Origin of the sequence: Glycomyces tenuis DSM 44171, assembly GCF_000427885.1 — a bacterium.
Lineage (GTDB): Bacteria > Actinomycetota > Actinomycetes > Mycobacteriales > Micromonosporaceae > Glycomyces > Glycomyces tenuis.
The window spans coordinates 1-24,737 of the sequence record NZ_ATYW01000032.1 but is presented as its reverse complement, the minus strand read 5'-3'; the positions used below and the strand labels follow the sequence as shown (position 1 = coordinate 24,737).

The 24,737-nt window shown below is 66.8% G+C and carries 28 protein-coding genes and 2 pseudogenes; 8 read left to right on the top strand and 22 right to left on the bottom strand.

Annotated elements, in window-relative coordinates; translation table 11 throughout:
- Nucleotides 1–39: 39 nt before the first annotated feature.
- Nucleotides 40–1,071: an IS630 family transposase gene (locus YWW_RS0123735; RefSeq protein ID WP_026931994.1), complete on the bottom strand. Its 1,032-nt coding sequence runs from the start codon at nt 1,069–1,071 to the stop codon at nt 40–42.
- Nucleotides 1,072–1,184: 113 nt separating this feature from the next.
- On the opposite strand from YWW_RS0123735, the gene YWW_RS37045 reads away from it, so the two are divergent.
- On the top strand, nt 1,185–1,571 hold the full coding sequence (locus YWW_RS37045; RefSeq protein ID WP_026932050.1) for a hypothetical protein: 387 nt from the start codon (nt 1,185–1,187) through the stop codon (nt 1,569–1,571).
- Between the two features lie 386 nt (nt 1,572–1,957).
- On the opposite strand, the gene YWW_RS34505 is transcribed toward YWW_RS37045, so the two are convergent.
- From YWW_RS34505 to YWW_RS0123695, 7 genes are all read right to left on the bottom strand, one after another.
- Entirely contained in the window at nt 1,958–2,659 is a 702-nt protein-coding gene (locus YWW_RS34505) for a helix-turn-helix domain-containing protein (RefSeq protein ID WP_155830373.1), read from the bottom strand.
- Nucleotides 2,638–3,021 (bottom strand): hypothetical protein, encoded by a 384-nt coding sequence (locus YWW_RS0123720; RefSeq protein WP_026932049.1) that lies wholly within the window; start codon nt 3,019–3,021, stop codon nt 2,638–2,640. Before YWW_RS0123720 ends, YWW_RS34505 begins: the two co-directional genes overlap by 22 nt.
- A gap of 1,141 nt (nt 3,022–4,162) precedes the next feature.
- Complete coding sequence (locus YWW_RS0123710) at nt 4,163–4,609, bottom strand: hypothetical protein (RefSeq protein WP_026932048.1); 447 nt, start codon at nt 4,607–4,609, stop codon at nt 4,163–4,165.
- A 123-nt stretch (nt 4,610–4,732) separates the two neighbouring features.
- Complete coding sequence (locus YWW_RS0123705; RefSeq protein ID WP_026932047.1) at nt 4,733–5,023, bottom strand: hypothetical protein; 291 nt, start codon at nt 5,021–5,023, stop codon at nt 4,733–4,735.
- On the bottom strand, nt 5,020–5,247 hold the full coding sequence (locus YWW_RS37040; RefSeq protein WP_026932046.1) for a hypothetical protein: 228 nt from the start codon (nt 5,245–5,247) through the stop codon (nt 5,020–5,022). Before YWW_RS37040 ends, YWW_RS0123705 begins: the two co-directional genes overlap by 4 nt.
- A gap of 356 nt (nt 5,248–5,603) precedes the next feature.
- Nucleotides 5,604–5,792 carry a hypothetical protein gene (locus YWW_RS36265; protein WP_155830372.1) on the bottom strand — a complete coding sequence of 63 codons (189 nt, stop codon included), beginning with the start codon at nt 5,790–5,792 and terminating at the stop codon, nt 5,604–5,606.
- A 316-nt stretch (nt 5,793–6,108) separates the two neighbouring features.
- Nucleotides 6,109–6,324 carry a hypothetical protein gene (locus YWW_RS0123695; protein ID WP_026932045.1) on the bottom strand — a complete coding sequence of 72 codons (216 nt, stop codon included), beginning with the start codon at nt 6,322–6,324 and terminating at the stop codon, nt 6,109–6,111.
- Between the two features lie 438 nt (nt 6,325–6,762).
- Here YWW_RS0123695 and YWW_RS0123685 point away from each other — a divergent pair, with 438 nt between their 5' ends.
- Nucleotides 6,763–7,194, top strand: a complete 432-nt coding sequence (locus tag YWW_RS0123685; RefSeq protein WP_026932044.1) for a hypothetical protein — start codon at nt 6,763–6,765, stop codon at nt 7,192–7,194.
- Between the two features lie 114 nt (nt 7,195–7,308).
- Here the strand turns inward: YWW_RS0123685 and YWW_RS0123680 are convergent, their stop codons facing one another.
- Nucleotides 7,309–7,713: a hypothetical protein gene (locus YWW_RS0123680; protein ID WP_026932043.1), complete on the bottom strand. Its 405-nt coding sequence runs from the start codon at nt 7,711–7,713 to the stop codon at nt 7,309–7,311.
- Between the two features lie 19 nt (nt 7,714–7,732).
- Here YWW_RS0123680 and YWW_RS37890 point away from each other — a divergent pair, with 19 nt between their 5' ends.
- On the top strand, nt 7,733–7,855 hold the full coding sequence (locus YWW_RS37890; RefSeq protein WP_281171023.1) for a hypothetical protein: 123 nt from the start codon (nt 7,733–7,735) through the stop codon (nt 7,853–7,855).
- A 135-nt stretch (nt 7,856–7,990) separates the two neighbouring features.
- Here the strand turns inward: YWW_RS37890 and YWW_RS34500 are convergent, their stop codons facing one another.
- From YWW_RS34500 to YWW_RS0123660, 3 genes are all read right to left on the bottom strand, one after another.
- Nucleotides 7,991–8,920, bottom strand: coding sequence for a helix-turn-helix domain-containing protein (locus YWW_RS34500; RefSeq protein ID WP_155830371.1), 930 nt, complete (start codon nt 8,918–8,920; stop codon nt 7,991–7,993).
- A 2-nt stretch (nt 8,921–8,922) separates the two neighbouring features.
- Complete coding sequence (locus YWW_RS0123665) at nt 8,923–9,141, bottom strand: hypothetical protein (RefSeq protein ID WP_026932042.1); 219 nt, start codon at nt 9,139–9,141, stop codon at nt 8,923–8,925.
- Nucleotides 9,142–9,828: 687 nt separating this feature from the next.
- A complete protein-coding gene (locus tag YWW_RS0123660; protein WP_026932041.1) occupies nt 9,829–10,182 on the bottom strand; it encodes a hypothetical protein in 354 nt (117 codons plus the stop codon).
- Nucleotides 10,183–10,668: 486 nt separating this feature from the next.
- On the opposite strand from YWW_RS0123660, the gene YWW_RS0123650 reads away from it, so the two are divergent.
- From YWW_RS0123650 to YWW_RS38355, 3 genes and pseudogenes are all read left to right on the top strand, one after another.
- Complete coding sequence (locus YWW_RS0123650) at nt 10,669–11,967, top strand: ISL3 family transposase (protein ID WP_026932040.1); 1,299 nt, start codon at nt 10,669–10,671, stop codon at nt 11,965–11,967.
- A gap of 40 nt (nt 11,968–12,007) precedes the next feature.
- Nucleotides 12,008–12,307, top strand: a pseudogene (locus YWW_RS0123645) (transposase); the annotation flags it as partial.
- Between the two features lie 73 nt (nt 12,308–12,380).
- Nucleotides 12,381–12,887 (top strand): IS3 family transposase, encoded by a 507-nt coding sequence (locus YWW_RS38355; RefSeq protein ID WP_081883561.1) that lies wholly within the window; start codon nt 12,381–12,383, stop codon nt 12,885–12,887.
- 43 nt (nt 12,888–12,930) lie between these two features.
- Here the strand turns inward: YWW_RS38355 and YWW_RS32630 are convergent, their stop codons facing one another.
- On the bottom strand, nt 12,931–13,914 hold the full coding sequence (locus tag YWW_RS32630) for a questin oxidase family protein (RefSeq protein WP_211228677.1): 984 nt from the start codon (nt 13,912–13,914) through the stop codon (nt 12,931–12,933).
- 226 nt (nt 13,915–14,140) lie between these two features.
- On the opposite strand from YWW_RS32630, the gene YWW_RS0123635 reads away from it, so the two are divergent.
- A complete protein-coding gene (locus YWW_RS0123635) occupies nt 14,141–15,157 on the top strand; it encodes a DUF5937 family protein (RefSeq protein ID WP_035700455.1) in 1,017 nt (338 codons plus the stop codon).
- Nucleotides 15,158–15,238: 81 nt separating this feature from the next.
- On the opposite strand, the gene YWW_RS38105 is transcribed toward YWW_RS0123635, so the two are convergent.
- The 4 genes and pseudogenes from YWW_RS38105 to YWW_RS32625 form a co-directional block, all read right to left on the bottom strand.
- Nucleotides 15,239–15,490 carry a DUF6807 family protein gene (locus tag YWW_RS38105; protein WP_342673590.1) on the bottom strand — a complete coding sequence of 84 codons (252 nt, stop codon included), beginning with the start codon at nt 15,488–15,490 and terminating at the stop codon, nt 15,239–15,241.
- A gap of 158 nt (nt 15,491–15,648) precedes the next feature.
- Nucleotides 15,649–16,518: an NAD(P)H-binding protein gene (locus YWW_RS0123630; RefSeq protein ID WP_026932037.1), complete on the bottom strand. Its 870-nt coding sequence runs from the start codon at nt 16,516–16,518 to the stop codon at nt 15,649–15,651.
- A 223-nt stretch (nt 16,519–16,741) separates the two neighbouring features.
- Nucleotides 16,742–16,966, bottom strand: a pseudogene (locus YWW_RS35420) (transposase); the annotation flags it as partial.
- A 79-nt stretch (nt 16,967–17,045) separates the two neighbouring features.
- Nucleotides 17,046–18,332 (bottom strand): erythromycin esterase family protein, encoded by a 1,287-nt coding sequence (locus YWW_RS32625; protein WP_081687718.1) that lies wholly within the window; start codon nt 18,330–18,332, stop codon nt 17,046–17,048.
- Between the two features lie 277 nt (nt 18,333–18,609).
- Between YWW_RS32625 and YWW_RS0123620 the strand changes: the two genes are divergently transcribed.
- Nucleotides 18,610–19,770 carry an IS701 family transposase gene (locus YWW_RS0123620; protein WP_026932036.1) on the top strand — a complete coding sequence of 387 codons (1,161 nt, stop codon included), beginning with the start codon at nt 18,610–18,612 and terminating at the stop codon, nt 19,768–19,770.
- Between the two features lie 267 nt (nt 19,771–20,037).
- Here the strand turns inward: YWW_RS0123620 and YWW_RS0123615 are convergent, their stop codons facing one another.
- The 5 genes from YWW_RS0123615 to YWW_RS0123600 form a co-directional block, all read right to left on the bottom strand.
- Nucleotides 20,038–21,276, bottom strand: coding sequence for an IS256 family transposase (locus YWW_RS0123615; RefSeq protein ID WP_051326247.1), 1,239 nt, complete (start codon nt 21,274–21,276; stop codon nt 20,038–20,040).
- A 1,061-nt stretch (nt 21,277–22,337) separates the two neighbouring features.
- Entirely contained in the window at nt 22,338–22,877 is a 540-nt protein-coding gene (locus YWW_RS35410) for an Imm26 family immunity protein (RefSeq protein ID WP_081687717.1), read from the bottom strand.
- Nucleotides 22,878–22,964: 87 nt separating this feature from the next.
- Nucleotides 22,965–23,420, bottom strand: a complete 456-nt coding sequence (locus YWW_RS32620) for a phosphotransferase (RefSeq protein ID WP_051326243.1) — start codon at nt 23,418–23,420, stop codon at nt 22,965–22,967.
- Between the two features lie 62 nt (nt 23,421–23,482).
- Nucleotides 23,483–24,352: an IS3 family transposase gene (locus YWW_RS0123605; RefSeq protein WP_026932017.1), complete on the bottom strand. Its 870-nt coding sequence runs from the start codon at nt 24,350–24,352 to the stop codon at nt 23,483–23,485.
- Between the two features lie 17 nt (nt 24,353–24,369).
- Complete coding sequence (locus YWW_RS0123600) at nt 24,370–24,672, bottom strand: transposase (RefSeq protein ID WP_026932016.1); 303 nt, start codon at nt 24,670–24,672, stop codon at nt 24,370–24,372.
- Nucleotides 24,673–24,737: the final 65 nt, after the last annotated feature.

Sequence of the window (24,737 nt, the reverse complement as noted above, 5' to 3'; positions counted from 1 at the left end):
AACTACTAATCCGGAACTGTGAAGTTGGGTGGCCTAGTGTCACTCCGGTTGGGCCGCAGTGATGTAGGTGAGTTCGGGATGGCTGAAGAGGCGTTTGACGGTCTCGGGGAGTTTCTGGAGGCTGCGCAGGGCGCCGAGCGCGACCCGGTGCATATCGCCTCCGTTCCGGAGGACGGCTTTTCCCATGCGGCCGTTCTTGACGGTGTTCCAGACCAGTTCGTCGGGGTTGAGCTGGGGTGAGTAGGACGGCAGATAAAACAATCGCAGACGGCCCTCGGCCTGCGCTTCGAACGCTTTGACGATCTTGGCGTGATGGACGCGGGCGTTGTCAACGATGAGGAACACCGGCTTGTCGGTGGTGGCCATCAATCGCTTGCAGAAGTCGATGAACGCGACAGCGTCGAACGAGCCCGAATGCAGCCGGAAACGCAACTGTCCTTTACGCGAGATCGCCGAGACCATCATGATGGTCTTGCGGCCACCGACCGGACCCGAAGCGGTCACGACCGGGGTCTGTCCTTTCTTGCCCCAGGTGGTCCCGGCATGGAACCCCAGCTGGATGGCGGATTCGTCACCGAAGAAGATCTCGGCGCCCTCCTCGCTGGCCTGGGCAGCAATTGCAGGGAAGGTCTCGGTTCGCCATCGCTCGACCGCTGCAGGGTCGGCCCGGTCCGAGCGGTACCGCGGTCGCTGCGGAGTGAATCCGAGATCGGTCAGTATCCGCCCGACCCACTTGGGCGAGAAACTGATGCCGAACCGTTCCTTCACCAGGGCCGCCGCGATCTCGCGGGTCCACAGCAACGAATCGAAGCCGTGCTCCTCAGGCGTGGTCGACTCGATGATCCCCGCCAGCTCGGTGCGCATCGGCTCGTCCATCGCGCTCTTGCGCTCGGGTCGCTTGTCGTCCAGTCCCGCAGGCCGGCCCTCACGGGCCCATCGCGCCCAGTTGTAGACCGAGTTCGGCGAGACGCCCAGCGTCCCAGCGATGAACGCGGCCGTATACCCACCCGCTCTCATCTCCAGCGCCCGAGCTCGAAGCTCCGCACTCGCTCGCGGCTTTCCCTTTGCCATGCAAGCATTCTCGCATCACCACCCAGAACCCAACTTCACAGATCCGGATTAGTAGCCTCATACTCGCCTCATACTCACGTAATACTGCCGTCCAACGCAGGTAGGAGACGTCCATGCCCAAGCGCCAGCGCCTGGCTCCGAAGGGACTCGGTGAGGCCGAGTCCGCCGCCGCGATCCTCAGCCACGGCTACGGGCAAGCCGAGGACCCCGAGCCCGAGCCTGAACCCGCGCCGCCGCCCGCCGCAGCGGCCAAGCCCGTCCCGGCATCGGCGACGAAGCCGTCGACCCGCGGCGATGCCGAGGGTATGACCCGCCGGACCTACTATCTCGCGGCCGCCGACGCCGACGTCCTGGAGGACGCCGTCGCGGCCATCCACACGGCGATGCACGGCCTGGTCCCCAAACACCGGATCCTCGGCGCGATCCTCGCCGAAGGCCTTGTTCGCCGCGACGCGGTCACCCAGCGCCTGAAAGCCGAGCTCCTCGCCGGGCTCGACTGAGCCGGTCCCACCCTCGTCCAGGCGGACGCGCCCGAGTGCGCATACACGACGCTGACCTGCGTATTACTTGCCTCATACTCGCCTCATACACGGAGCTGAACACGGTAGGAGGCAGAGGTCGGATCCGCGCGGATCCAGGCGGGCGCCGGGGTGCCAGGCAGCGACGACGGGAAGACCGGCCCCTCATTGGCGGCCAGTCCCTGGCCGTCGTGGTCGACGTCGACTCGGGCGCCGCGACGCTCACGGCCGAAGCGGACGGCGTCGGGGAAGCCGGTGGCCGGCGGCCGTGGCGGTCGGCGGCACCACCGTCGGATCGGGTCGGGCTACTCGCCGCCGCGAGCGTCGGCGTCGGCAAGACGCGGCTGTCCCTGTGGTCTCGCCGTGGTTCAGGCGCTCATGACGGCGGACTCGTCGACATCGACGGGCAGGGAGGGCTTGCCTTGTGCTGCCTTTTCGCGGCCGGTGGCCAGCTCGATGAGTAGCCGCTCCCACTGCCATACGGCGTCCAAGGACACACCGACCGCCATGAGGAAGCCGCACAGGGTGCGCCAGGTCGGGATGCGGGTGCATTTGGGGTTGCACAAATCGCTGAGTGTAGAGATCGCGATCCCGCCCGGTTTGTCGATCGCGGCGGCGATCCCCGGTTCAGCGGTGCGCGCGGCGATCTCGGTGAACGTCAAGCCGCTCTGGCGCCAGATCATCTTCATGTACCAGCTGAACTCGGTGATGCCGCGGATCTGGCGTGGCGCCAACGCCCATAGAGGAACGTGGAGGCCCGGAAACCCATGTGGGTTTTGCGGTGTGAACTCGACTCGCTGACCGGTCTGGAGCGCGTCGATCAGTTTCTGGTACTGCTCGAACCACCAGTCCCCGTCACCGCCGCAGGCGCGAACGAAGGCCGAAGTCACCCCCCACGTCGGCACACGACGGCCAGCCTGCGCGCGGCACAGTGCCGAACCCGAGTAGGGGCCGCCCTCGCTCATCTGCTCGTAGGTGGGCCGTCCCGCCAGCTGGCGGAGCTGTCGCAACGCGGCGACAAACTCCGCCAGCGACTCACCGGCTCCTTCTACGGTGTCCCGTGCTCGCACTGGGGCTCCGGCGGCGATTCCGGCGCGGCCGCGGTCGAGGCCGGCTTCTCGGGCTCAGCGGTCGGCCCGGCCACCGGCGTGATCGACTCCAGCGCCGGGGCGACTCCCTGCTGCGGCGGCGCCGGGGTGTCCGTCGTGCCCGCAGGGAGCTTTCCCGTGGCGGCGAGGCGGAGGATCCCCAACACCACCGCGCCCACGGAGGAGAGGAGGAAGCCGACGCCGAGCGCCGGGGCGCCGAGGATGAGCGCGAACGCGCCGAAGATGAGCAGCCCGGCGATCACCGCCAGGTAGCTGGGCGGGACCGTCCACACCCGTTTTCGGCGCGGATCATCGGGCAGGTTGTCGTGCTCGGACGTGCACAAAATAGCCTCCATAACGTGCTCGGAATGAGCCCCTGGCCGACGCTGCTGGGCAGCGTCGGCCAAGAGCCGGTTGACGGCGACACGGCTGATGTCGCGGAGAACTCTGAAACGCCTGAGGTCAGCTGACCTGGATCAGCTGACCTCAGGGTGGAAAGCCAGAGTTCTAACCACAGAGTGTACGGCTATGAGACGGTGTGGCCCCGGTTTGCGCGCAAAAACCTCGAGAACCCCCCTGAGATCGGGATCCCCTACGTCACGATCACCCGTTTTAGGGCCGAACGAACTACGCACCGTGCATGAAGCGGTCGGCATTCTTGCGGGTCGCGCGGCTTGGCACAAGGAGAATGCTAGATAACAATCGGGTTCGACGCCATTTTGTTATCAAACGGTCAAATTTTCCGGCAGGAAGACCAAGAACAGTGCCATACTTGGTCGCGCGGTAACCCTCGCCCGGTCCCGACATCCCGACCGATGGACGTTTTGGGGTGTCATTGGGAGTTTCCGCCCCTGAGCTGTGGTTCAGCCTTATGCTGAGTCACATAGCGCCGAGTAGCGTCCGATTGACGGCGACACGGCTTGGCGACGGGCCCCTCGCGTGGAAACGAGGGGCCCGAATCTATTTCCCAACGACTGTCGGATACCTGACACTCTCCTTGTCTCCTCGCTGCCGTTCGTGGAGTGCGCACCGAGACCGCCCCGCATCCCGCACCAGCATCCGCAAGCGCCGCTGAAACCGCAGGCCCGTAACTCCGTAAGTACGGAGTTACGGGCCTCGTCGTCAGCCCACAGGCTCTCGAGGAACGCCGCGCCCGCGGTGAAGCACGGCTCGCAGACGATCGAGTACGCCGAGACCGGCCGGCGCCCGCACTCGACGCACACCCACCCGCCACACCCGGCGCAGGTCGCTATATCCGAGTCCATGCCGTACCGGCCGGAGTTGATGGAGAAGTAGCTGCGGCACCCGTCGGCGCAGCGCTCGACCTCGTCGACGTCACCGGGCATTGCTTCGCTGTCCACGCAGCGCACCCTACGGCCCCGGCCTTCCGGAGCCGGGGATTCACCGCTCGGTGTCGCCGGGGACCTCGTCCTTGCCGAACTCGGCGACGCGCCAACCGCCGACCGCCAGGTGCGCCCCGACGAGTCAAGCGGCCTGGATCAGAAGGGTGATGAGCGCGAAGCCGACGCCGTTGAGGACCCCGCTGGTGCCCAGGACGGCCGGGGCGATGACGGTGCCAGCCATCGCGACCGCGGCGGCCATGTAGGCCGCGCGCGTGGCCGGGGCGGCGGTCCCGGCGGTGACGAGGAACCAGGCCAGGACGAGCAGGGCCAGCAAGGCGACGATCCAGGCCGCGATGGCGAGCAGGAGCGAGAACGGCCGGTCCGCTCCAGCCGCGTCCCACACGCTCTCGTGCAGGAACATCAGGAAGAACCCGCCGGGAAGGACCGCCGATCCGGCGCCGATGTAGAAGCCGGCGTTCGCCCAACCCATCCCGTCCTCGGACGGGATCCAGCGGGACAGCGGCAGGGAAGGGTGGATGGGCGCGGGGGTGGTCACGGTGTCCTCCAGGCGATTGACGTTGTGCTGCAAGGGTTACCAGCACCATACCGATCGTGACCGTCATGGCGGTACGTCCGCAGACGAGGAAAGGTCCGTAACTCCGTAAGTACGGAGTTACGGACCTGCGTGTTACCTGCTCAGCAGTGGTGTTGGTCAGTCCTGGCGCATGATGCGGAACAGAGCGTTCATGACCTCGACCATCGCCTGCGCTTCGGCGCGGCGGCCGTCGGGTTCGAGGTCGGTCTTGTCGCGGGGGGCGACGGTCATGGTGTAGGCCCACAGGCCGTGGCCGATGGGCACGGTGAACGGGTAGCCCGGCCCCTGGTCGGGTTTGCACCGCAGCCCGAGCACGGTGGGGTAGGTGGAGAGGTTCACCATCTCGGAGGAGACGACCAGGACCGTCGCCCCGGTGCTGGGCTTGGTGCAGAGGACGCCGGGCTTCACGCGGCGCCCTCGTCGTCGGCATCCTCGGCGCGGTGCTCGGCGGCGAGGGCGTCGGCGCCGGCGGCGCCGACGTAGGCGTCGAGCCGGTCGACGGCGCGGCGCATGAGGTAGTCGTCGATGGCCCGCGCCATGAGCGCGGAGTCGGAGATTCCGGCCTCCAAGGCGGCCTGGTGGACGGCAGCGGCGTCCGGCTCCTCGAGGAGCACGGTCTTCTTCACAGTCATGCCGACGATCCTACCGGAACAGTAGTCAGAACAAAGTTCGGAACGATCATCCGAACCGTGCTCGTGCGGCGTCCAGGAAGCCGTCAGGGAACGGCGCATCACCAAGTAGCCCACCGAACGTTCACGGCCGGAGCCCCGCCTGGGCGGGGCTCTCGTCGTCTCCAGGGCAAGGGCTGACTTTGGTGAAGTCGAGGGACTCAAGACCAGCCAGATCGCCGCGATAGCGAAGCTAGCTTCACGAAACCGCGCTGAACGCCACCGGCCAGGGCCACCTCACTTGAACTGTCGGGAATCCGACACAACCCCGCCTGAAACCCAACCATTGCTAGATTCCTGTCCAAAACCCCTGCTACACCTTAGTTTTCAACCTTGAAACCGTAGTGCAATGGCGCACTAACGAAAGGTTTTTTAAAAAGCACAACGGCAACAACTGTGCCAAGGTACGAAGCGAGCACACCCCAAGTCGCGTCGTCTGACGAGACAGTCGCGACCATGAACGGCAGGGCAGCCGTCAGAGCGCCAACGATGAGGGCACGGCGTTCCATGAGCAGATTCTAGTTGCCGGTGACGACAGCCCTTAGTGGCCACGGTGCCCCAGCTGGCAGCTCAGAAAGACCGGTACAGGTACCAACAACAGAGCATGGGTCTGATCGCGCGGAGCTACGGGCCGTCGTCGAGGCCGATGCCGGGGACGGTGCCGCTGGCCATGTCGGCCAGAACGCGCGTTGCGATCGCGGTGAGCTCGTCGATGCTACCGGTGCCGTCGGTTCAGTCCGGGAGCGCCCACGAGCCGTGGTCGACGTCGGCGAAGGAGCGCAGGCTCCAGATGAGGATCGCCGTGGTCTCGGGTTCGGTGGCGTATCAGGCGTGGGAGCGGGCGTTGAGGTCGTCGCCGACGGCGACGCGGTGGCGCAGCGGATCCAGGCCGAGCTCCCGGGCGGTCCCGGCCCACCAGCGCTCGCCCTCGTGGCCCCAGATCCAATCGCGCGCGGCCAGGAGGATCCGTCTGCCCGTCAGCGCCGCGTCCAGGTCCCAGTAGGCGCGCGTCCACGCTTCGGCATCCCCGGTGATGAGCACGGTGCCGCGGCCGGTGACCGGGTTGCGGACGTGCTCGCGGGCGGGGCCGCTCAGGTTCTCGGTCTCGAACAGGGTGCGGCCGAGAGGGTTGACCAGGCGCGGCCGCCGTCGTGGCCACGGTCGCGCCTGTCGGGTTTGCGCAGGCTGGCCCCAGGGGGAAGCATCCCCCCGGAGCCGGCCTCCCTCCTAGTCCTTCCTGAACAGCAGGCCGACCACGATCCCCATGAGGAGGATCGCAGCGCCGGTCATCGTGGACAGGATCAGGCCCGTGATCGGATCCATGCGTTTCCTTTCGGAATGCCGTGAACCGACCACTGGCGGAGGAATTTCGACCTGGTCATCCTACGAACCCGGTGCCACCATCGAACCGCCAGATCGCACATAACCGCACGTGAATGCACATGTTTTTGCTCACGAGAATCACGCTACAGCGAGGGCGTGCCCGAGGCATTTGACAGCCGCGACGAGGCCGCCGAGGCGGCCGTCGACGCCGGGTGGGCCGTCATCGACGGCAAGCTCCTGTGCGCCGACTGCACCCCCGAAAACGTCGTCGTCGACGACGAGGACAACCTGCTGGTGCTGGTCGGGATCACCGCGACCACCACCTGGACGATCCACTGCGGCACCTGCAACGGCGCCTACATCGACGGGGAGACCGGCAGCGAGGTCCACCTCTACGAGCGGACGCTCGACGAGTGGACCCTCCAGGCCCTGACCTACTCCGAGTGGGAGGTCACCGAGACCGCTCCGCCCCAGGGCGAGGCCCTGTTCGACGTTCCCGACGCCCCGAAGCGCACCTGGCAGGTCACCTGCCCCGAGTGCATCGCCGAGGCCGCCTGGCTCCGGCGCCTGGCCGCCGCAGCGGCCTGAACACAGAGTGACCCGGCCGGGGCCTAAGCCGGCCGGGTCACGGAATCCGAATCCCAACCACGTGAAGATCAAGATCGGAGACACGATCATGTCACACCAGCAGGCCTGCGGCGTCTACCGTGCCGTCTGGCCCATCATCGAACCCGACCGCGCCCGCGGCGAGCTCATCGCCGAAGGCGAAGCCGCCCTGCCCGACCTTCTCGCCGCCGACGGCCTCGCCTTGGCCGCCCGGTCGAGTGGGACACCACCCGCCGCGGCTACGAGCTCCCCGGCTGGGAACGCTGGCTCGGGTACGACCTGGTCGCCCAGGCCCCCGTCCACCTCCCGGCCGATGCCGTCCCCGACGCCGACGAGCCCGGCGAGGCGCCGGTCATCGACTGGCTGGCCATCGAGCTCGCCCTCACCGACGACCGCGTCCTCACCGGCGAGCGCCCGGTCAAGCTGACCACCATCGAGAAGAAGCTCGCCGTGCGACGCGACCGACGACGGCGACACCTTCGCTCGCGCTGCCAGCGACATCGCCGGCAGCGCGGTGTGGATGCTCGCCGAGGCCCGCGCCGACCACCTGGTGTTCCACCACGGCGACCAGGCCTGGCTGGACCTGGCCGACCAGATCCGCACCCGTGCCGAAGTCACCCGAGCTGCGACCGAGCAGAGCTGACCTGCGTCCCTGACGCGCCGCCGAGCTGCCCCGGACCCTGGGCCCGGGGCAGCTTCGTGTTCACCGGTATGACCATCGTCGGTCGCACCTGAGACACCTTGGCCTGGTGCAACTCTCAATGGTGTGATCACTGCATCAGGCCATGGTGAGCACGGTGTGGATCACCTGTGACAGGGTTGGAACCGCGCTGTTCGCGCGGTCCCAGTCACGCACCAGCTTTGACATCTGCTCACGCACTAGCGGTGACAGTGATCCCTGCTTGGGACCCGTCAGCGACTTGTACTGAACTAGCTCGTGATCCGTAGCCACCGCGTCGGCCAACCGCCGGAGCCGAAAGTCGCTGTCCGCGCGCGACTGAAGCAACAGGCACGCATGCAGTAGGCTCTCCGACTCCTCGTAGCCCAGCACCTTCTGCGACGGAGTCGGCTCGCCGACTACCAAGAACTCGCGCGTCCGCTCCCAGGCCGACACCGCCGATTCCGGCGCATCGATCGCGAGCAGGAACCCGCGCAGGGTCCGCCGGGACGGCACCCGGCCGTGCGCCGGATTGCACAAGTCGCTGATCGTGGTGACCGGCAGGCCCCGCCCGCCGATCTGCGCCGCGATCTCCGGTCGGCGGGTCCGCTCCGCGATCTGCGTGAGCGTCATCCCCGACTCCAGCCGCATCCGGCGCATCGCCGCCGCCAGCGACTCCACGCCCTTGCGGTCGAGCACGTACGCCTCCAGTGCAGCCGGACCCGCCTGCGCCTCTTCCTGTCCTGGCACGAACCCGCGCCACGGGAAAAACACAGCGCGCCGCCCTTCCCGCAGGACACGAAGCAATTCAGCGTGTTGAGCCTTCCACAGGCCCTCATCGCCCTCGCACGCTCGAACATAGGCCAGCGTCGCGTCCAATGTCGGCACCGTCGTGCCGCGCTCGACCCGGCAGAGCGTTGACGCGGAGATGAACGCGCGCCGTGCCATCGCGCGCAGCGTTGGCTGCCCCGCCCGCTGGCGCAGGAGTCGCAGCGCTCCAGCGAAATCCTCCAGCGGACGCAGCGACATCGTCTTCGTGGCTGTCGACACGGCTAGCCCCGGAACCCGAGCTGGTGCGCCAGCAGCGCAGCTGTCGCCGCGATCGCCCCGGTCAGCCACGCGACCTCTGCCGGCTCGAGGCCGGCCGCGAGGAGACCGACCGCGAACACCAGGACCACGATGAGCACCACGATGCGCGGCACCGTGGTAGCCGCGCCCTTCGGTGAGAACGCACCCGAGCGCCCCCCGGGCAGTGTGATGTAGTTCGGCATTGAAGCGTCCTATCCAGACGGGGGCCCCGGCCTCGCGGCCGGGACCCTGATCGACCGTGGACTCGAAGAAGACCACGACGCTCGCGTGAAGGGCCTGTCGCACAATGTGGTCCAGGATGGAAATCCGCCAGCGAGCGTGCTTCAAGGGTAGACGACGGATTTGCCCCCGAGGCTCGGCGAGAACCTTGGTACGGGCCGAGAGCCGGAATCATGCAACAAACAGAATGTGCCCCAGATGCAAAGTTGCAGGTTGACACCCTAGAAGCGCTGTTCAGCGTCGGAAACCTCTGCAACATTCCGACGCGCTCCGATGCGGTGGTGACGCACGAGGTCGCAACGGGGGACACTGGACGCAGCCCCGGTACCGGCCCACCGCCGACCGGGAGCATCCGAGCAGCGTCCTGATCGACCGTGGCACCGACTCGGAACGCGGGCTCCCTACGTGGAAATGGGGAGCCCGCACTCTCCACTTCCTCACGGCGTCCTGGATGTTGAGCGACAGCCGAACGTCAGCGAACCCCGACACGGAATGTCAGTCCCGCCCGCAGGCGAGCGAGTAGGCAGCGACGATGGGAAGCACTGACACCGGCTGCGGTCCCCACCGGCAACCTCATGTCGTTCAGCAATACGGACTCGTGCGAAAGGCCGGCCTCGCACCGAAGTGTGGGGCCGGCCTTTCGTTGGGGTTCAGTAGGAGGGGGCCATGACGGCGGCGTCGGGGATCAGGCCCTTCCAGGCGATCGTGGTGTCTTCGTAGCCGAGGTAGTCGCCGACGACGCCCTCGAACCACAACGGGAGCTCGTCCTCCTCGCTCCACAGCTCGTCGGTCAGCTCCACCAGGCGCTCGGTGTAGAGCTCGACGGCCGTGGCCTTGTCGGCGGCGACGGTCATCGTCCGCGTCGCGTTCCGCCAGTCCTCGCCGTCGAACCGCTCGTAGGTGACGATCCAGTGGCCGCGAGCCCGGATCGCGCCCGGGGCGATCGTGTAGGGCCGGTCGGGGTGCGACTCGACGCCGTCTACGGCGCCGAGGCCCGCCGCCATGCCGCGAAGCGCGTGGTCGTCGGCAACCGCGGCTACGACGTGGAGCTCGACGTCCCCAAGTCCTACTCGGTCCTCTAGGCCCTCGCGCCCGAAGGCCTCTCGGCCGAGATGGACCGCGTCTTCCGCGAGGCCGTCCGCGAGACCGTGGACGCGATCGAGCAGTGGACGGCGTGGGGGGCAGCGGGGCCACCACGGCGGCGGCCGCTCGGCCGAGCGGATCGCCTCGAGCGGTCTGCTGGGGAGCTACCCCCGCGTGGGCGGGGACGACGCCGAGATCAAGCAGCTGGTGGGCTCCCAGCGGGAGCTACCCCCGCGTGGGCGGGGACGACGTACACCGGCGAGATCCACAACTGTGCTCCCCCCGCTTTTCCGGCTCTTCGTAGTGATGTGTGGGTCGTTTACCAGGGGATATAGCAAGGGCACGCCGCTTGCTGCATAGGATCTCGGGTTGCTGAAGCTCGAAATCTTGGAGACAGGGAAAGCGGCGTGCCGAACAACAGGATATGGGCCGACATGCTGGGCCTGGACCGGGCTGTGGTCGAAGGTGTCGTCTTCGACGAGGACGCGGGCGGCCTGGTCGCCTCGGTCCGCCCGAAGGCCCGCGAGGCGGGCCGGTGCGGGGTCTGCCGCCGCCGATGTCCAGGCTACGACGCGGGGCGGGGGCGCCGCCGCTGGCGTGCCTTGGACGCGGGCACGCTGATGGTGTGGATCGAGGCCGACGCGCCTCGCGTGGCCTGCCGGGAGCACGGGGTCACGGTCGCAGGCGTGCCGTGGGCAAGGCACGGGGCCGGGCATACCCGCGACTTCGACGATCAGGTGGCGTGGATGGCCACCCGGATGGCGCAGACGACCGCGTGTCGGCTGCTGCGGATCGCCTGGCCCACGGTCGGGTCGATCATCACACGGGTCGGGGCCGACATCGACGCCGTCCATGACCGTCTGGCCGGGCTGCGGCGGATCGGGATCGACGAGATCTCCTACAAGAAAGGCCAGAAGTATTTGACGATCGTGGTCGACCACGATTCGGGCCGCCTGGTTTGGGCAGCGGTCGGGGCGAACACGGCGACGCTGCGGGCCTTCTTCGATCAGCTCGGCCCCGACCGAGCCGGCGAGCTGACCCACATCTCAGCTGACGCCGCGCCCTGGATCGCCCTGGTCTGCGACCAGTCCGCGCCGCAGGCCGCTCGCATCGCCGACCCGTTCCACATCGTCAAATGGGCGACCGAGGAGCTCGACGAGGTCCGAAAGGGCCTGTGGCGCACGATCCGCCGCTCCGAAGGCACCACCAGGGACCACCGCGACAAGCGGATCTCCAAGACCGAGGCCCTGTCGATCAAACGCTCGCGGTGGGCGTTGTGGAAAAATCCCGAGAACCTCACCGAACGCCAAGCCGCGAAACTGGACTGGATCGCCAAGACTCACCCGGTCCTCCACCACGCCTGGGCGCTCAAGGAGGGCCTGAGGACGGTGTTCCGCCTCGGCGGCGAGGCCGGCGTTGACGCGCTCGACAGGTGGCTGAAGTGGGCCGCACGGTGCCGCATCCCCGGGTTCGTCCGCCTCGGACAACGCGTCCGCGCCCAACGCGAACCGATCGAAGCGTCGCTGCGTTCCGGGCTCTCCAACGGACTGATCGAGTCCACCAACACCAAGATCCGCGTCCTGACCCGCATGGCCTACGGCTTCAAGTCCCCTGAAACGCTGATCGCCCTGGCCATGCTCGCCCTCGGCGGCCATCAACCCGACCTCCCCGGCCGACCCTCCACAAACCCACCCACACAAGAGTAAGAAGAGCCGTTTTTCCGGAGAGGTTTCATTTTGGTTTCCAATGAAGCCAGAAAGGGACATAGTTCGTATGCCTATCCGGAAGTACCCGCCTGAGTTGAAGGAACGAGCGGTCCGGCTGTGCCGGGAATCGCCCGACCGGCCGCTCGCGCATACCGCCGACCAGCTCGGGATCAACCGCGAGACCCTCCGCAACTGGGTCCAGCAGGACCGCCGCGACCGCGGCGTCACCGTCCAGGGCCCGACGAGCGCCGAGAAGGAACGCATCAAGGAGCTGGAGAAGGAAAACAAGGAGCTGCGCAAGGTCAACGAGATCCTGCGGGCCGCCTCGGCGTTTTTCGCCTCCGAGATCGACCAGACCCGGCGGTAGTGCTCGTGTTCGTCGAACGGTGCGGCACCGATACGCGGTCGATCTCATGCTCAGGGTGCTCGGTGTCGCGCCGTCGACTTACTACGACTGGGTCCGCGCGTCCGACCGGCCCTCGGACCACGCCGAAGTAGACCTGGGCCTGCTCTCGGTGATCTACGAGATCTGGACCGACTCGGGCCGAACCTACGGGGCCGACCGCGTCTGGGGGCAGCTGCGCCGCGACGGGATCCGCGTGGGCCGCAAAAGAGTCGAGCGGCTCATGGCCGGCGAAGGCTGGGCCGGCGAGTACTTCCGCTACAGCCCCGCGGCGTGGAGCTACCCCGACCACGAACCGATGACCTCAAAACTAATCGGATCTTCTGCCCTCCGAAGTGCTCGATCAGCTTGTCCAGGAACGCGATACACGCCTCCCTTAGGAGGGGTAGGTCGTCAGGTATGGGCAGGGTCATCGTCAAGAAGCAGGTCGCCGTCAATGGTGCCTTCGAAGCGCTCTTGCCCGCGGATTGGTTGGAGTTCGATCTCGACAGTGGCGTGGTCAGCCTTCAGCAGATGAGCTTCGCTGAGGCGACCCGGCTGGCCCCCCGGTGTCGTGGGCCTCAACGTCCGCCTTCGCCGAATGGCGGCAGGAGCCTGCCCGCGTGCACCGTGGCCGCCAGCAGGTCGCTGTCCCCGGTGCGGTCGTAGGCGTCCACGGCGGTGTCAGCGAACTTCAGGACGTGCTCGTCGCCGTGCTCGGCGGCGCGCTGCAACGCGTCCAGCGGCGACAGCGGCCCGACGGAATCGACAACGTCGACGCGTGAGGTCGGCTCGGACGGAGCGTATGCGGCCATGATGGCCGCTGCCGCCGTCCAGACGGCCGTCAGGCTGGGCACCCACTGCCGGCTCGGCAGCACCGGCAGCACCTGTCGCACCGCGTTGGGAGCCGTCGCGGCGTGCACCAGCAGCACCGGCGACGCGTGCCCGAATTCGAGATACGCCGCGACCGCCGTGTCGATGAGCGCCTCCAGCCTCGCCGGCACCTCGTCGGCCGTTGCGACAGGACGCAGCGCGCGCAGGCTCGACGCCCACCGGGGGTCGCGTTCCAGCCGGTTCAGACGATGCGCGATGAGGCCGCTCTGGTCGTCCAGTCGGGCGATGCCGTTCAGCGCCTGAGTTGGGCTGAGCCGACCGCCCAGCGATGTCACGCCGGCCAGTTCGCGGTACCGCGCGGCCCAGAAAGCCAGGCCGTGGGCGAGCTCATCGAGTGTTTCGATATTCGGCGCCGCATCGGTTCCGGTGCGGATCGCCCGCACCGCGTGTCCGACCCGGATCACGCCGTGGGTGGATCCGGCGATGATCCCCGGCAGCAGCCGCGGCCACCACTCGACCAGGACCTCCGACCACAGCCGTTCGCGCAGCTCGTGACGGAAGAACGCCGTCCAGTCCGGCAAGCGGTGGGCCGCGCCCAGTGCCGAGCGGAACTCGTTGCCGTGGATGGTCTCGTTAGGGCGCGGCAGTTCGGCGAGTCGGTGCGCATAGCCGTCGACCCAGCCCTCGACGTCGATGTCGAGTCCACGGCGCACCATGACCTCCACCGCCATGGGTCCATGGTTGGTCAGGCCGTGGTTTCCCTCCTCGTCGCCGCCGAACTCCGGACCGAATCGGTGCAGTCGCTGGTACGCCTCGAAAAGCGATTCCAGTCTCGGCCGAATCATGTCAGCCCCTTTCAGGTGAATCGTGATCGTTTAAGCGTTGGCCCCCAGTCTGGCCGGGTGCCGCGTCTGCGGCCACGATTAGGCTGAGAACGAATCGACCTGGCGAGGAGCGATGCGCGTGATACACCTGCATTTGACGGCGGCGGACCTGGCACGTGTCCGCTTCGCCGTGTCGCCGCTGCGCGAGACCGTCGCCAGCCTGCGGGCTCTGGCGACGGCCGGGAAGCGCGCGCACCTGCACGGCGCCTGGGGCGAGCAGATGCGCGGCCGACTGCCGGTCCGCGAGCTGGGCCTGCTGACCACCCTGATACGCCCGGCCGGATACATGCCCAACTTCCTGTTTCCCTCACCGCGGCGTCGCTTCACTTCGTTCGACGAAGCGCTCGCCCAAGTCGGGGACGCCGATCCCGCCACCGTCGTCCGGGAACTCGAGCACTTGGCCGGGCACCGGGTGGCGCAGCAGGGGGCCGGGCTGTCGAACCGTCGCTCGCTGCTTCGATCCCTCATCGACCGGCCCGACGCCGGGATCGGTCTGATCACGGACGCGCTCGCGGCGTACCACCGGGTGGCGATAGCGCCGGAATGGCCGCGCGTCGAAGCGCTGCTTCATGACGACATCGCCTACCGGTCGCGGGCGCTGGCCGACGGCGGGATCGATCGCATGATGCGGGATCTGCACCCGTTGATCACGTTCACCGGCCAGTCGCTGCGCGTGGTCAAGTACTACGAGGGGCACGCCCACGCCGACGGACGGGGTCTGCTGCTCATGCCGTGCGCGTTCGCCTGGCCCGACGTCACCGTGAGGACCTCTGAGCCCGATGAGTTCACCGTCTCGTATTCGCCGCGCGGCCTGGGCAGGCTGTGGGAGCGACACCCGCGTTCGAACGATGCGCTGGCTGTCGTGCTCGGTCGCACCCGGGCCGCGCTCCTGACCCAACTCGATCTGCCGATGTCCACCACGCAGGCCGCCAGCCTCTTGAACCTGTCGGCACCGACGCTGAGCGCGCACCTGCACGCCCTGCGCAGTGCGGGTCTGCTTGCGTCGTACCGCGACGGGCGCGCAGTCCTGTACATGCGAACGGATCTCGGCGACCAGTTGCTGGCCGCCGCGAATCCGACATCAGCGTGACCGGCGGCGATGTCGGGGCCGCCTCAGCGTCGGTGTCGGCGACGCCGTAGCGGAATCGTGCGTCGGCGCCGTCGCGGACGGTCAGTTCCTCGCTGAAGAACGGTGCGGGGTTGAGACGGGCGAACTCTCGCTTCGGGCGGACCATTGCGGCGGGTGGTACGGGTTGTCGGCGTGGTCGACCATGAAAGCGAGGGATTCGCCGTCGGCCCCGTCATGCCTCCCGGCGAAGGCCGTCCTCTCGTGGCGCTGGCCGCGCACCTCGTTGCCCGAGCCGGGGCTTTCGACGGTCACGAGTGTGCCGCCGGTGAAAGCGTGGGGCCCGCGCCAGAACAGTCCGCCGTAGCCGGGGTTCTCGCGGCCCTTCGTGGTGGGCGAGCCGATGGCGATAGCCGTTCAGTTCGGCCGAGTTGACCGGCCACCAGGCGCCGTTCGAGGCCCCGCACCACTCGATGACCGCGCAAGCGCTCGTCGGTGGCCATGCCGGGCCGGGCTCACTGACCCTGGCTCACGCTTGTGAAGAACGCGGCGTGGTCGCGGGCCCAGTCTCGATAGGATCGGGCGGGTCGGCCGAGGAGGCGTTCGACCTCGCCGGTGACGGTGGCCGGTCGACCGTCGAAGGCGGCGTAGCGGGCAATGAACGAGGCCGCGAGTTCGGGCGGCAGGCCCATGGCGGCGATCTGCGCTACGGCCTCGACCGGGCCGATTGCTCGGTAGCGCAGCGGCCTGCCGGTCGCTTCGGCGAGCGCGGTCACCATCTCGGTGTGACTGATCGCCTCCGGGCCGGTGAGGACGGGCTTGGTGCCCAAGAGGTCGTCGTCGGTCAGCGCGCGGGCCGCGACCTCCGCGACGTCCCGAGGGTCGATCGCGGCCTCGGTGAAGTCGGGGAACGGCCAGGACACCTCGTCGCCGCGCGCCAGTTGGGCGCCCCACAGTGGCAGTGCCATGTTGGCGTAGACGTCCGGGCGCAAACTCACCCACTCAAGGCCACTTTCCTCGGCCGCAGCTTCGCATTCGCGATTGCGGTCGCCGACATACCGGGACGGCTGCAATGCCAGGTCGTGCTCGACGTTGTATGCGGCCAGCGCGACCAGGCGCCGGACGCCGGCGCGCCGCGCCAGTTCCGCGAAGTCGCCGACCGCATCGCCGATCGCCCGGGCATTGAGGAAGACGGCCCGAACGTCTTGGAGGTGCGGCGCGATCTCCTCCGGCCGTGACGGGTCGCCTGCGACGACCTCGACCCCGTCGGGAAAGCCCGCGCTCGCGGGGTAGCGGGTAAGGGCCCGAACCTTCGCTCCCCGCGCGAGGAGCGCGTCCACCAGGGGCCGTCCGACCGCCCCGGTGGCGCCGGTGATGAGCATCATGAGCCTCGACTCCAATCAGATTGCATTGCAACGGCTTACAAACCTGCCGCGAGACTGGACCAGAGGCGTCGATCGAGCGCTGGATGTTCTCTCTGCCACGGCAGGTGCGGTTCCGAGCCGGCATACAACCTGTGGCGTAGATTCGCGAGTGAAGAATGGGTCTCATCCGAGTCGATCTCGCTGTGAGGTGCAGCTCGGCGAGTAGGAGCCGATGGAGGCGATCCCAGACTCCCGCCTCGCACCAGCACCGGAATCGCCTCCAGCACCTCACCCCGGAGCCGAAACCGAGTTCGGGCGGCAGATGCCGCCAGGCGATGCCGGTGTAGAGGACAAACACGATGCCCTGCAGGCACTGCCGGTCGTCCAACGGTACGGGGCCGCGTTTCCCAGGCCGATGCGTCGGCAGCAGTGCCTCGATGCGCACCCACAACTCTTGGTCGAGCTCCACGGCCTCGCCATCTTCGGTCAACGAGCGGGCCGGGAGTCCTGCAGCGCGCTACCTGTCCGTTCCGCACTGGACTGGCAGTTCAGTGTCGCGCGGCCTGCAAGGCGAAGTCGGTGGTGGTAGTGCGGCTGACGTTGGCGATCGCATCGAAGGCTTGGAAGACCGGTTCGTCGAGGAAGTAGTCGGACATGCGCGTGGCCTGGAACGATGCGGCGTCGTCGATCGCGCCTTCGGCGGACCGCAAGTCGGCCAGGGTCCATGCCGGTTCGGTCGGGAAGGCGGCCTCGATGCTATTGGCGGCGGGCTCGGGGAGCGGTGCGTCGATGAACGCGAAATCGGCGGGGTCGTCGGGGTGGGGCCCGGCGGTGGCGGTCCGGCCGCCGCTGTGGGTGATGCCGATGGCCCGGTAGTCGTCGCCGAGCGACGCGGCCAGGTGGTACCCGGCCGTCAGCAGCGGCGGTGCGCTGTCTTGAGGGTTGGGGGTCTTCTTGATGTGCCAGTTGTGCGCGGCGAGGATGACGCGGGTGCCGGGCGGGCTGGTCTCGAGCAATCGCTGGACTGAGTCGGCGATGTACTGGTCGCGGAAGGTCGAGGCCGACTCGAACCCGTCGGTGAGGTTGGAGCGGTGGAGCTGGTCGACCAGCCAGGCGCCGCGCAGGTGATGCAGCACCGTCGCATAGCCTTCGCCTTCGCCTTCGCCACTGTCGCTGCGCCGCTGGTACGAATCGGCCCGCTCCATACGGGCGAGCAGCCCCGACAGCGCGGCGGTGAGTGCGTTCTGCTCGGCCGTCTCGAGTGCGGCGTATCCGGCCATCGACTTGAGCATGGAGGGGACCGCGAATCGTTCGGCGATCGCGCTCGCGCGCCGCAGCAGCGCCAGCGCCTCCGCTGCTCGCACATGAGATTCGGCGGCTTGGAGCGCCGGCAGTGGTGACCCGGCCGCACCGGGTAGGTCAGTGCCGACGCAGCGCAGCGCCGTACCTGCGGTGTTGCGGTCCCTGATCCACCGCAGCGCTTCGTGCATTTCGGCGCAGTCGCCGAGGTTCGCTGCAATGCTCGTGGCGGCGACCTCCTCGACCGGCTCGGAGCCCCCGGCGACCCATTGCTCGAGGCGCTGCCCTTGGGTGAAGGGCGCTTCGAGGGCGTAGACGGTGAAACCGCATCGTTCGACCAGGTACCGCATCATGCGGTGTCGGACCCGGTAGAACTCGCTCACGTGATGCGAGCTCTCGCCCAGCGCCACCACCCGGGCATCGCCCACGATCGCGCGGAGCGGCTCCAGCTCGTCGAGATCGTCGTCCAGCTTGTAGGACGCCATAGGGCTGCCGTGCCCCCCGACCCACTCGGCGAATCCGATCAGCCTACTCATAGTCGCAGCCTCGCTTTCCACTCGTCCACTGCCGCAAAGCGATCGCTACGGCGAGTCCGATCATGACCGAAGGATCGACCCGAATCATCAGTCCAGAGCCGAATCTACGGCGTACACCCGGCGAGGACGCTCCGGCGCCGCCTACACCCGAAGGCGTACAGGACACACGGAGCGTCTGTTGTCGCGGCACCACCCGAGCCACAGAAACCCGAAACGAGCTCTAATACTGCTGCGGCACTTGGCGTTACTGCTTCGAGGTTCGCTCGTTTCTCAGGTCATGGAGGATGTGAATCTTGCTCGCTGGAGTGCGGAGTTTGAGGAGCTGATGAGGCGGATCGGTCCACGTTTTGCGAGGGCGGAGCCGCGGGCGCGGGTGTGTGACTATATCGCCGGGCTGGTATCGGGTCTGCAGCGGAAGAACTCGTGGTGGCTGGCCGAGCATGCCGGCGAGGCCGGGCCGGACGGGATGCAGCGGCTCCTTCGCAAGGCCCGCTTCGACGTCGATGCTATCCGCAATGACCTGGCCGCCTATGTCGCCGAGCGGCTCGGTGAAGACGACGGGGTGCTCATCTTGGACGAGACCGGATTCGTCAAGAAAGGCCGCGCCTCGGTCGGGGTCGCCCGGCAGTACTCCGGGACCGCCGGGCGGGTCGAGAACTCTCAGATAGCCTTGTTCGCCGCCTACGCCTCCGACAAGGGCCATGCTCTGGTCGATCGGGAGCTCTACCTGCCCAAAGAGTGGATCGAGGCGCCGGCCCGGTGCGAAGCAGCCGGGGTCCCGGCCGAACGGATCGCGGCCGGGACGCTCACCAAGCCCCGCTTGGCCCAGGCCGTGATCGAACGCGCCGAAGCGGCGGGGCTGGCGTTTCGGTGGGTGACCGCTGATGCGGTCTACGGGTCGGCGAAGTACCTCAGGGTCTGGCTCGAGACCCGCGACCGGTTCCATGTCCTGGCGATCCGCGGCAAGGACGATGTGGTCATCGGCTTCTCCCAGCAGCGCGCCCAGGCCGTGATAGCTGCACTGCCCGCAAGCGCGTGGCAGCGCCTCAGCGTCGGGGCCGGCTCCCACGGCCCCAGACGCTATGACTGGGCCCGTATCCCGGTCCGGTTCCTATGGCGCCCAGGGCGGGGCCACTGGCTCCTGGCGCGGCGCTCGATCGCGGATCCGAGGCAGATCGCCTACTACATCTGCTACGGGCCGCGCCGCTCCAGCCTGACCGACCTGGCCTGGATCGCCGGAACCAGGTGGAAGGTCGAGGAGTGCTTTCAGCAGGCCAAGGACGTCTGCGGGCTCGACCAGTACCAGGCCAGAACCTGGCGGGCCTGGCATGCACACGTCACGTTCGCGATGATCGCCCACGCCCTGCTCGCCGCCACCCGCGCCGCCGGAGCCGAAAAGGGGGCGACCCGCCAGAGCGAGAAGAGCGCATCCCGCTGACCGTCCCCGAACTCCGGCGACTGATCTACGCGCTGCTTCTTGCACCCCAACGGGATAACGAGCGACTCCTCGCATGGTCACGCTGGAGGAGACGAAAACAGCAGCAAGCCAAGGAAAGCCACTACCGGCAGCGGCTCAGGGCACTCGGCCACACCAGCGAAGCGCCATACTAGCAACTGTGGCCCCACATATCCCGTCACGCTCGAGCGGCGGGCGGAGTGATGGGAGTGTAAGAACCTTTGTGGGTCAGGGTGATCGGTTGACATTCTAGCGTTCGGTCGGCGCGGTGACGCGGTCGCCGAAGTACAGGGCGAACTGCTGGAGTGCGCGTTTCCAGCCGTGGGTCGCGCCGACGACGTTGGGCCGGTTCTTCTGCCGGTCGCGGATGACCAGGTAGAGGACTTTGAGTGCGGCCTGGTCGGAGGGGAAGTGCCCGCGGCGGCGGACGGCCTGGCGGAAGCGGGCGTTCATCGACTCGATCATGTTCGTGGTGTAGATGACTCGGCGGATCTCAGGCGGGAAGGCCAGGAACGGCGTGAACTGCTCCCAGGCGGCCTCCCAGGTCCGCACGATCATCGGATACCGCCCGCCCCATTCGGCATTGAACTCGCCGAGCTGGCGCTCGGCGGCCTCGACGGTCGGGGCGGTGTAGACCCGCCTGAGCGCCTTGGAGATCGTCCCCCAGTGCTGCTTCGCGGCATACTTCAAGCTCGCGCGGACCAGGTGGACGACGCAGAGCTGGACCAGGGCCTGCGGCCAGATCTCACCGATCGACTCCGGCAGTCCCTTGAGCCCGTCGCAGCAGACCACGAGCACGTCCTCTACGCCCCGGTTGCGCAGCTCGGCGAGGACGCCCATCCAGTGCTTCGCGCCCTCGCCACCGTCACCGACCCAGCGCCCGAGGACGTCCCTGCCGCCGTCGAGGTCGATGCCGACCGCGACGTAGACCGGGCGCGAGGCCACGGCCCCGTCCCTGATCTTCACGTAGATGCAGTCGATCATGACCACCGCGTAGACCCGGTCCAGGGGCCTGGAGCGCCATTCGTCCAACTCCGCGGCGACCGCGTCGGTGACCTTGGAGATCGTCTCGCGCGAGACCTCGGCGCCGTAGATCTCGGCCAGGTGCGCCTGGATCTCGCCGGTGGTCAGGCCCTTCGCATACAGGCTGACCACGGCCTCGTCGAAGCCGCCGACGCGCCGGGAGTGCTTGGGGACGATCTTCAGCTCGAACTCGCCGGCCCGGTCGCGGGGGATGTCGAGCTCGACCGGGCCGACCCCGGTCTGCACGGTCTTCTTCGAGGTGCCGTTGCGCACATTGCCACTCCCGGCCGCCGCGGAGGCGGCGCGGTCGCCCTTCGCGAAGCCGAGGTGCTCGGTCATCTCCGCTTCGAGCGCGGCCTGGATGACGTTCTTCGTGATCTGGGCGAGCAGTCCCTCCGGGCCGGTCAGGGCCAGGCCCTCGACACGGGCCCGCTCGACCAGCTCCTCGGCGATCCGCACATCCAAACCGCCACGCGGGGCGACGGTCTCGGCCCCGGATTCGTTGTCCTTCAAGATGATCCTTTCCCAGCCGAAGCAGAAGACTACTTCAGCCTCTCTGGATCACCCTGACCCCCAAAGTTCCTGACACTCCCGGATCTAGGCATAGCGGGAGAGTCGGTGCCGAATACGTGCCGAAGTTGCCGCCGTGGGTATGGGGCCCCTGGCGTCTGCGCAGGTGAGGGGTCTACTTTCGGCTAATGGTGCACCCGCTTTGGGACCCCTAGCCCCCGACCCGACCAACACCCTTCCAACCTGCGGAAACATCGATCTACATGCGGTTCTGAGCCCACCCTACCGATCCGATGTAGTTCGGACGGGTCCGGCTTGCCTCGGCAGTTTCCGGCAGGCCCGTGCCGAATACGTGCCGAAGTTCGCGCTCGGACCGGAATGGACCCTCATATCCGACGCCGAATCTGACGGTCCCATGTCCTCCGATCGGGGTAATTCTTGGCGAGGGCTGGAAGCGTGTGGCGACCTCGCTGTATGGGGGCCGCCCGAATAGGCTGACTCGCCCGCGCTCTGTACTTGCCTGCGGACCAGAGCGTCTCAGTAACTCACCAATGAAGAGCGACCTTCGCACTACCGAGAACCAGATGGCCCGCCTGATCGTGGACAGGCGCTCGAGCTCGCCATGTGCAAGGTCATGGTCCTCCAGAAATCGTAGGAGGCCGACCCATCCGCGGAAGAACCAGATGCAGGTTCCCACGACATAGAAGGCCATGAACCAAGCGATCGTGTCTGTCGAGAGGCCTGATGCCATCTCAACGAGCACTAGCGCCACAAACACCATGGGTGAGAGGAATACCGACCGCATCCCCCAAACAAGCCGCCAATGAGCGACCATTCGTCTGAATTCGCCGACATAGTCTATCTTGCTCACCTTGACCCATATTGCGACACGGCAGTTGTTCAATCTCGCAACATATTACCTGAACATGCCTGCACCGACCGCCGATTCGTTGCTCCGAAACGAGTTTCGCCATCGGGCAAGGCGTCGGTCGAGAGTAGCGGACATCTAGCAGTACTCAAGCTTGGCGAATGCCAAGCTCAGTCAATAGTTCTTCAACCATCTCGGCAATCATGTCAGGATGTTGTGGGAGGAGCGAACAAACTCTTCCTTTATCCACATCTTCCTGCGAGACAGGTCCGAAACGCTCATACCTCTCATTCAAAGTGAAGTATCCATAATCATATCCCGGACCTTTTTCGAGTAGAAACGGTATCTCGTAAAGATCATCGGGATAGTAGTTTGGGTTTTTGGCAATGACTTTCCATGGGCGTTTTCGGTTGCGATAGGCGATACCGTCAAGAAAAATCCCGATGGGTGAAAACAACCTTCCCGACGCGGAGATAGCTTCCGAAAACGATTCATCCTCTTGCCAAAAACGAAAGAACTCGGCGATACGGGCGCCATCCTGGGTGTTCATGACACGACCGAACCCATATCCCCTCGGTAGCGGAATTGAAAAAATATCTCCTGCTTCGATACCTTTAGCTTTGCGCTGGAACCAGTCAATGCCGTCTTTTGCCAATTTCGCATTTGAAGACAAATGATTCTCCGTCATATCTATTCGGCATCCTATATCGTTAGGGTGTCTAACATATTGTGCTTATTAAGGTCTCGGTGATGGTTGGGGGTGCTGTCGTTCGTCTCAGGTCAGGGCATGGTCGAAGGTGTCGCGGTGTGTGAAGAGGTAGGCGTGCTCGCGCCTGCTCCATTCGATCCGGTCGGCGATCTGCGAGGTGGTGGCAGGGGCGGTTTCGGGCCTGGCTTGGAAACCTGCCCAGAATCGCACGTTCTTCGCCTGGCGCTCCAGGATGCAATCGACCAGGACATGCCGCTCTGACGGTTCGAGGCCGTAGGCGTCGGCGACCAGCCGCACTTGCTCTGCCTGACGGGGCAGGGGCAGCGACTCCTTCGAGGAGATCGACCAGGTCCAGGCGAGGTAGGCCACGTCCTCCAATCGGCTGCCGGGGGCGGCCTCGGCGAAGTCGATGAAGGCTGTGGGTAGGCCGTCTTGGAAGACGATGTTGTTCGGTCCCGGATCGTGGTGGCACACAACGTCGTATCGCCCGGCCAGGTCGCTGCCCCGGGTCGCATCATGCATGCCCTGAGGGGCCTTGGAGAATCCGGACACTGCTTCGTTGAATCTGTCTTACGTGTCCTGGGTTATGAGCCGGAGAGCTCGAACGCTTCCCGGACTTCGATCGGCGGGCGGTACCCGTTAGCCGAATGAAGGCGTCTTCGGTTGTACCACAACTCGATCCAAGCCATGATATCTCGCTTGAGCTCGGCTCTTGTAGCGTATGAGACCCGCGACACCAGCTCGTTCTTCAACACCCCGAAGAAGCTCTCGGCCATCGCGTTATCCCAGCAGACGCCTGTCCTGCCAACGGATCTGGCGATGTCGTGGCGGCGGCAGTAGGCGGCGAAGGCCCCGGAGAGGTAGTTCGAGCCCCGGTCGGAATGGAAGATCGCGCCGGGTGCGAAGCGCCGGTCGCGGCGGGCCATCTCCATCGCCTCGACCAGCAGCTCGGTGCGGAAGTGCTCACCGAGGGCGTACCCGACCACTTCCTTGGTGCAGCAGTCCAGCACGGTCGCCAGGTAGGACCAGCCCTGGTCGGTCCAGAGGTAGGTGACGTCGCCGACGAATTTGATCCCCGGTGCTTCGGCGGTGAAGTCGCGGCCGACCAGGTCCGGCAGATCGCTGTCGATGCCGTCGGTGAGGTTGCGGCGCTTCGCCTTCGGCTGGCATGGGACCAGGCCGGCCTGGCGCATCAGGAACCGGACCAGCTCCAGGCTCGCTTCGACGCCGTTGCGCTCCAGCTGGGCCCGGATGCGCCGGTACCCGTAGGTGGCGTCCGACAGCTCGAAGACGTCGATGATCTGGGCGGTCAGTTCCTTGCGTCGACGCGCCGCAGCCGACTCAGGCCGGGTACGCCACTCGTAGAAACCGCTGGTAGAGACCCCCAGTTGGCGGCACATGAAGGTCACCGGGAACGCGTACTCCGGTGCAGGATCGGATCGCATGAGCTCGATGAACTCATACTTGGAGGCTACTGTGGATCCTTCGCGAAGTACGCTGCTGCTTTTTTTAGGAAGGCGACTTCCCGCTCCAGCTCCGCGATGCGTTTCTCCTGCTCACGCACCTTCTTCCGAGCGTCGTCATCGGCTGGTGCAAGCGCTGGCGGCTCGATGCCGCGCTCAGCGCGGGCCTTCTTGACCCAGTTGTGCAGGGTGTACGCCGATATTTCGAGTTCCCGCGCGGTCGAGGCGACGGTCTTGCCCTGGTCGAGGACCATCGCGACGGCCATCTGCTTGAACTCGGGCTTGTAGGTCCGCGGAGTGGGCCTGGTCATGGAAACGGATCATCCTTCCTACCAGCCATTCTAGGCTGTCAGTCCGGCATCCCCAGGGCACCTCA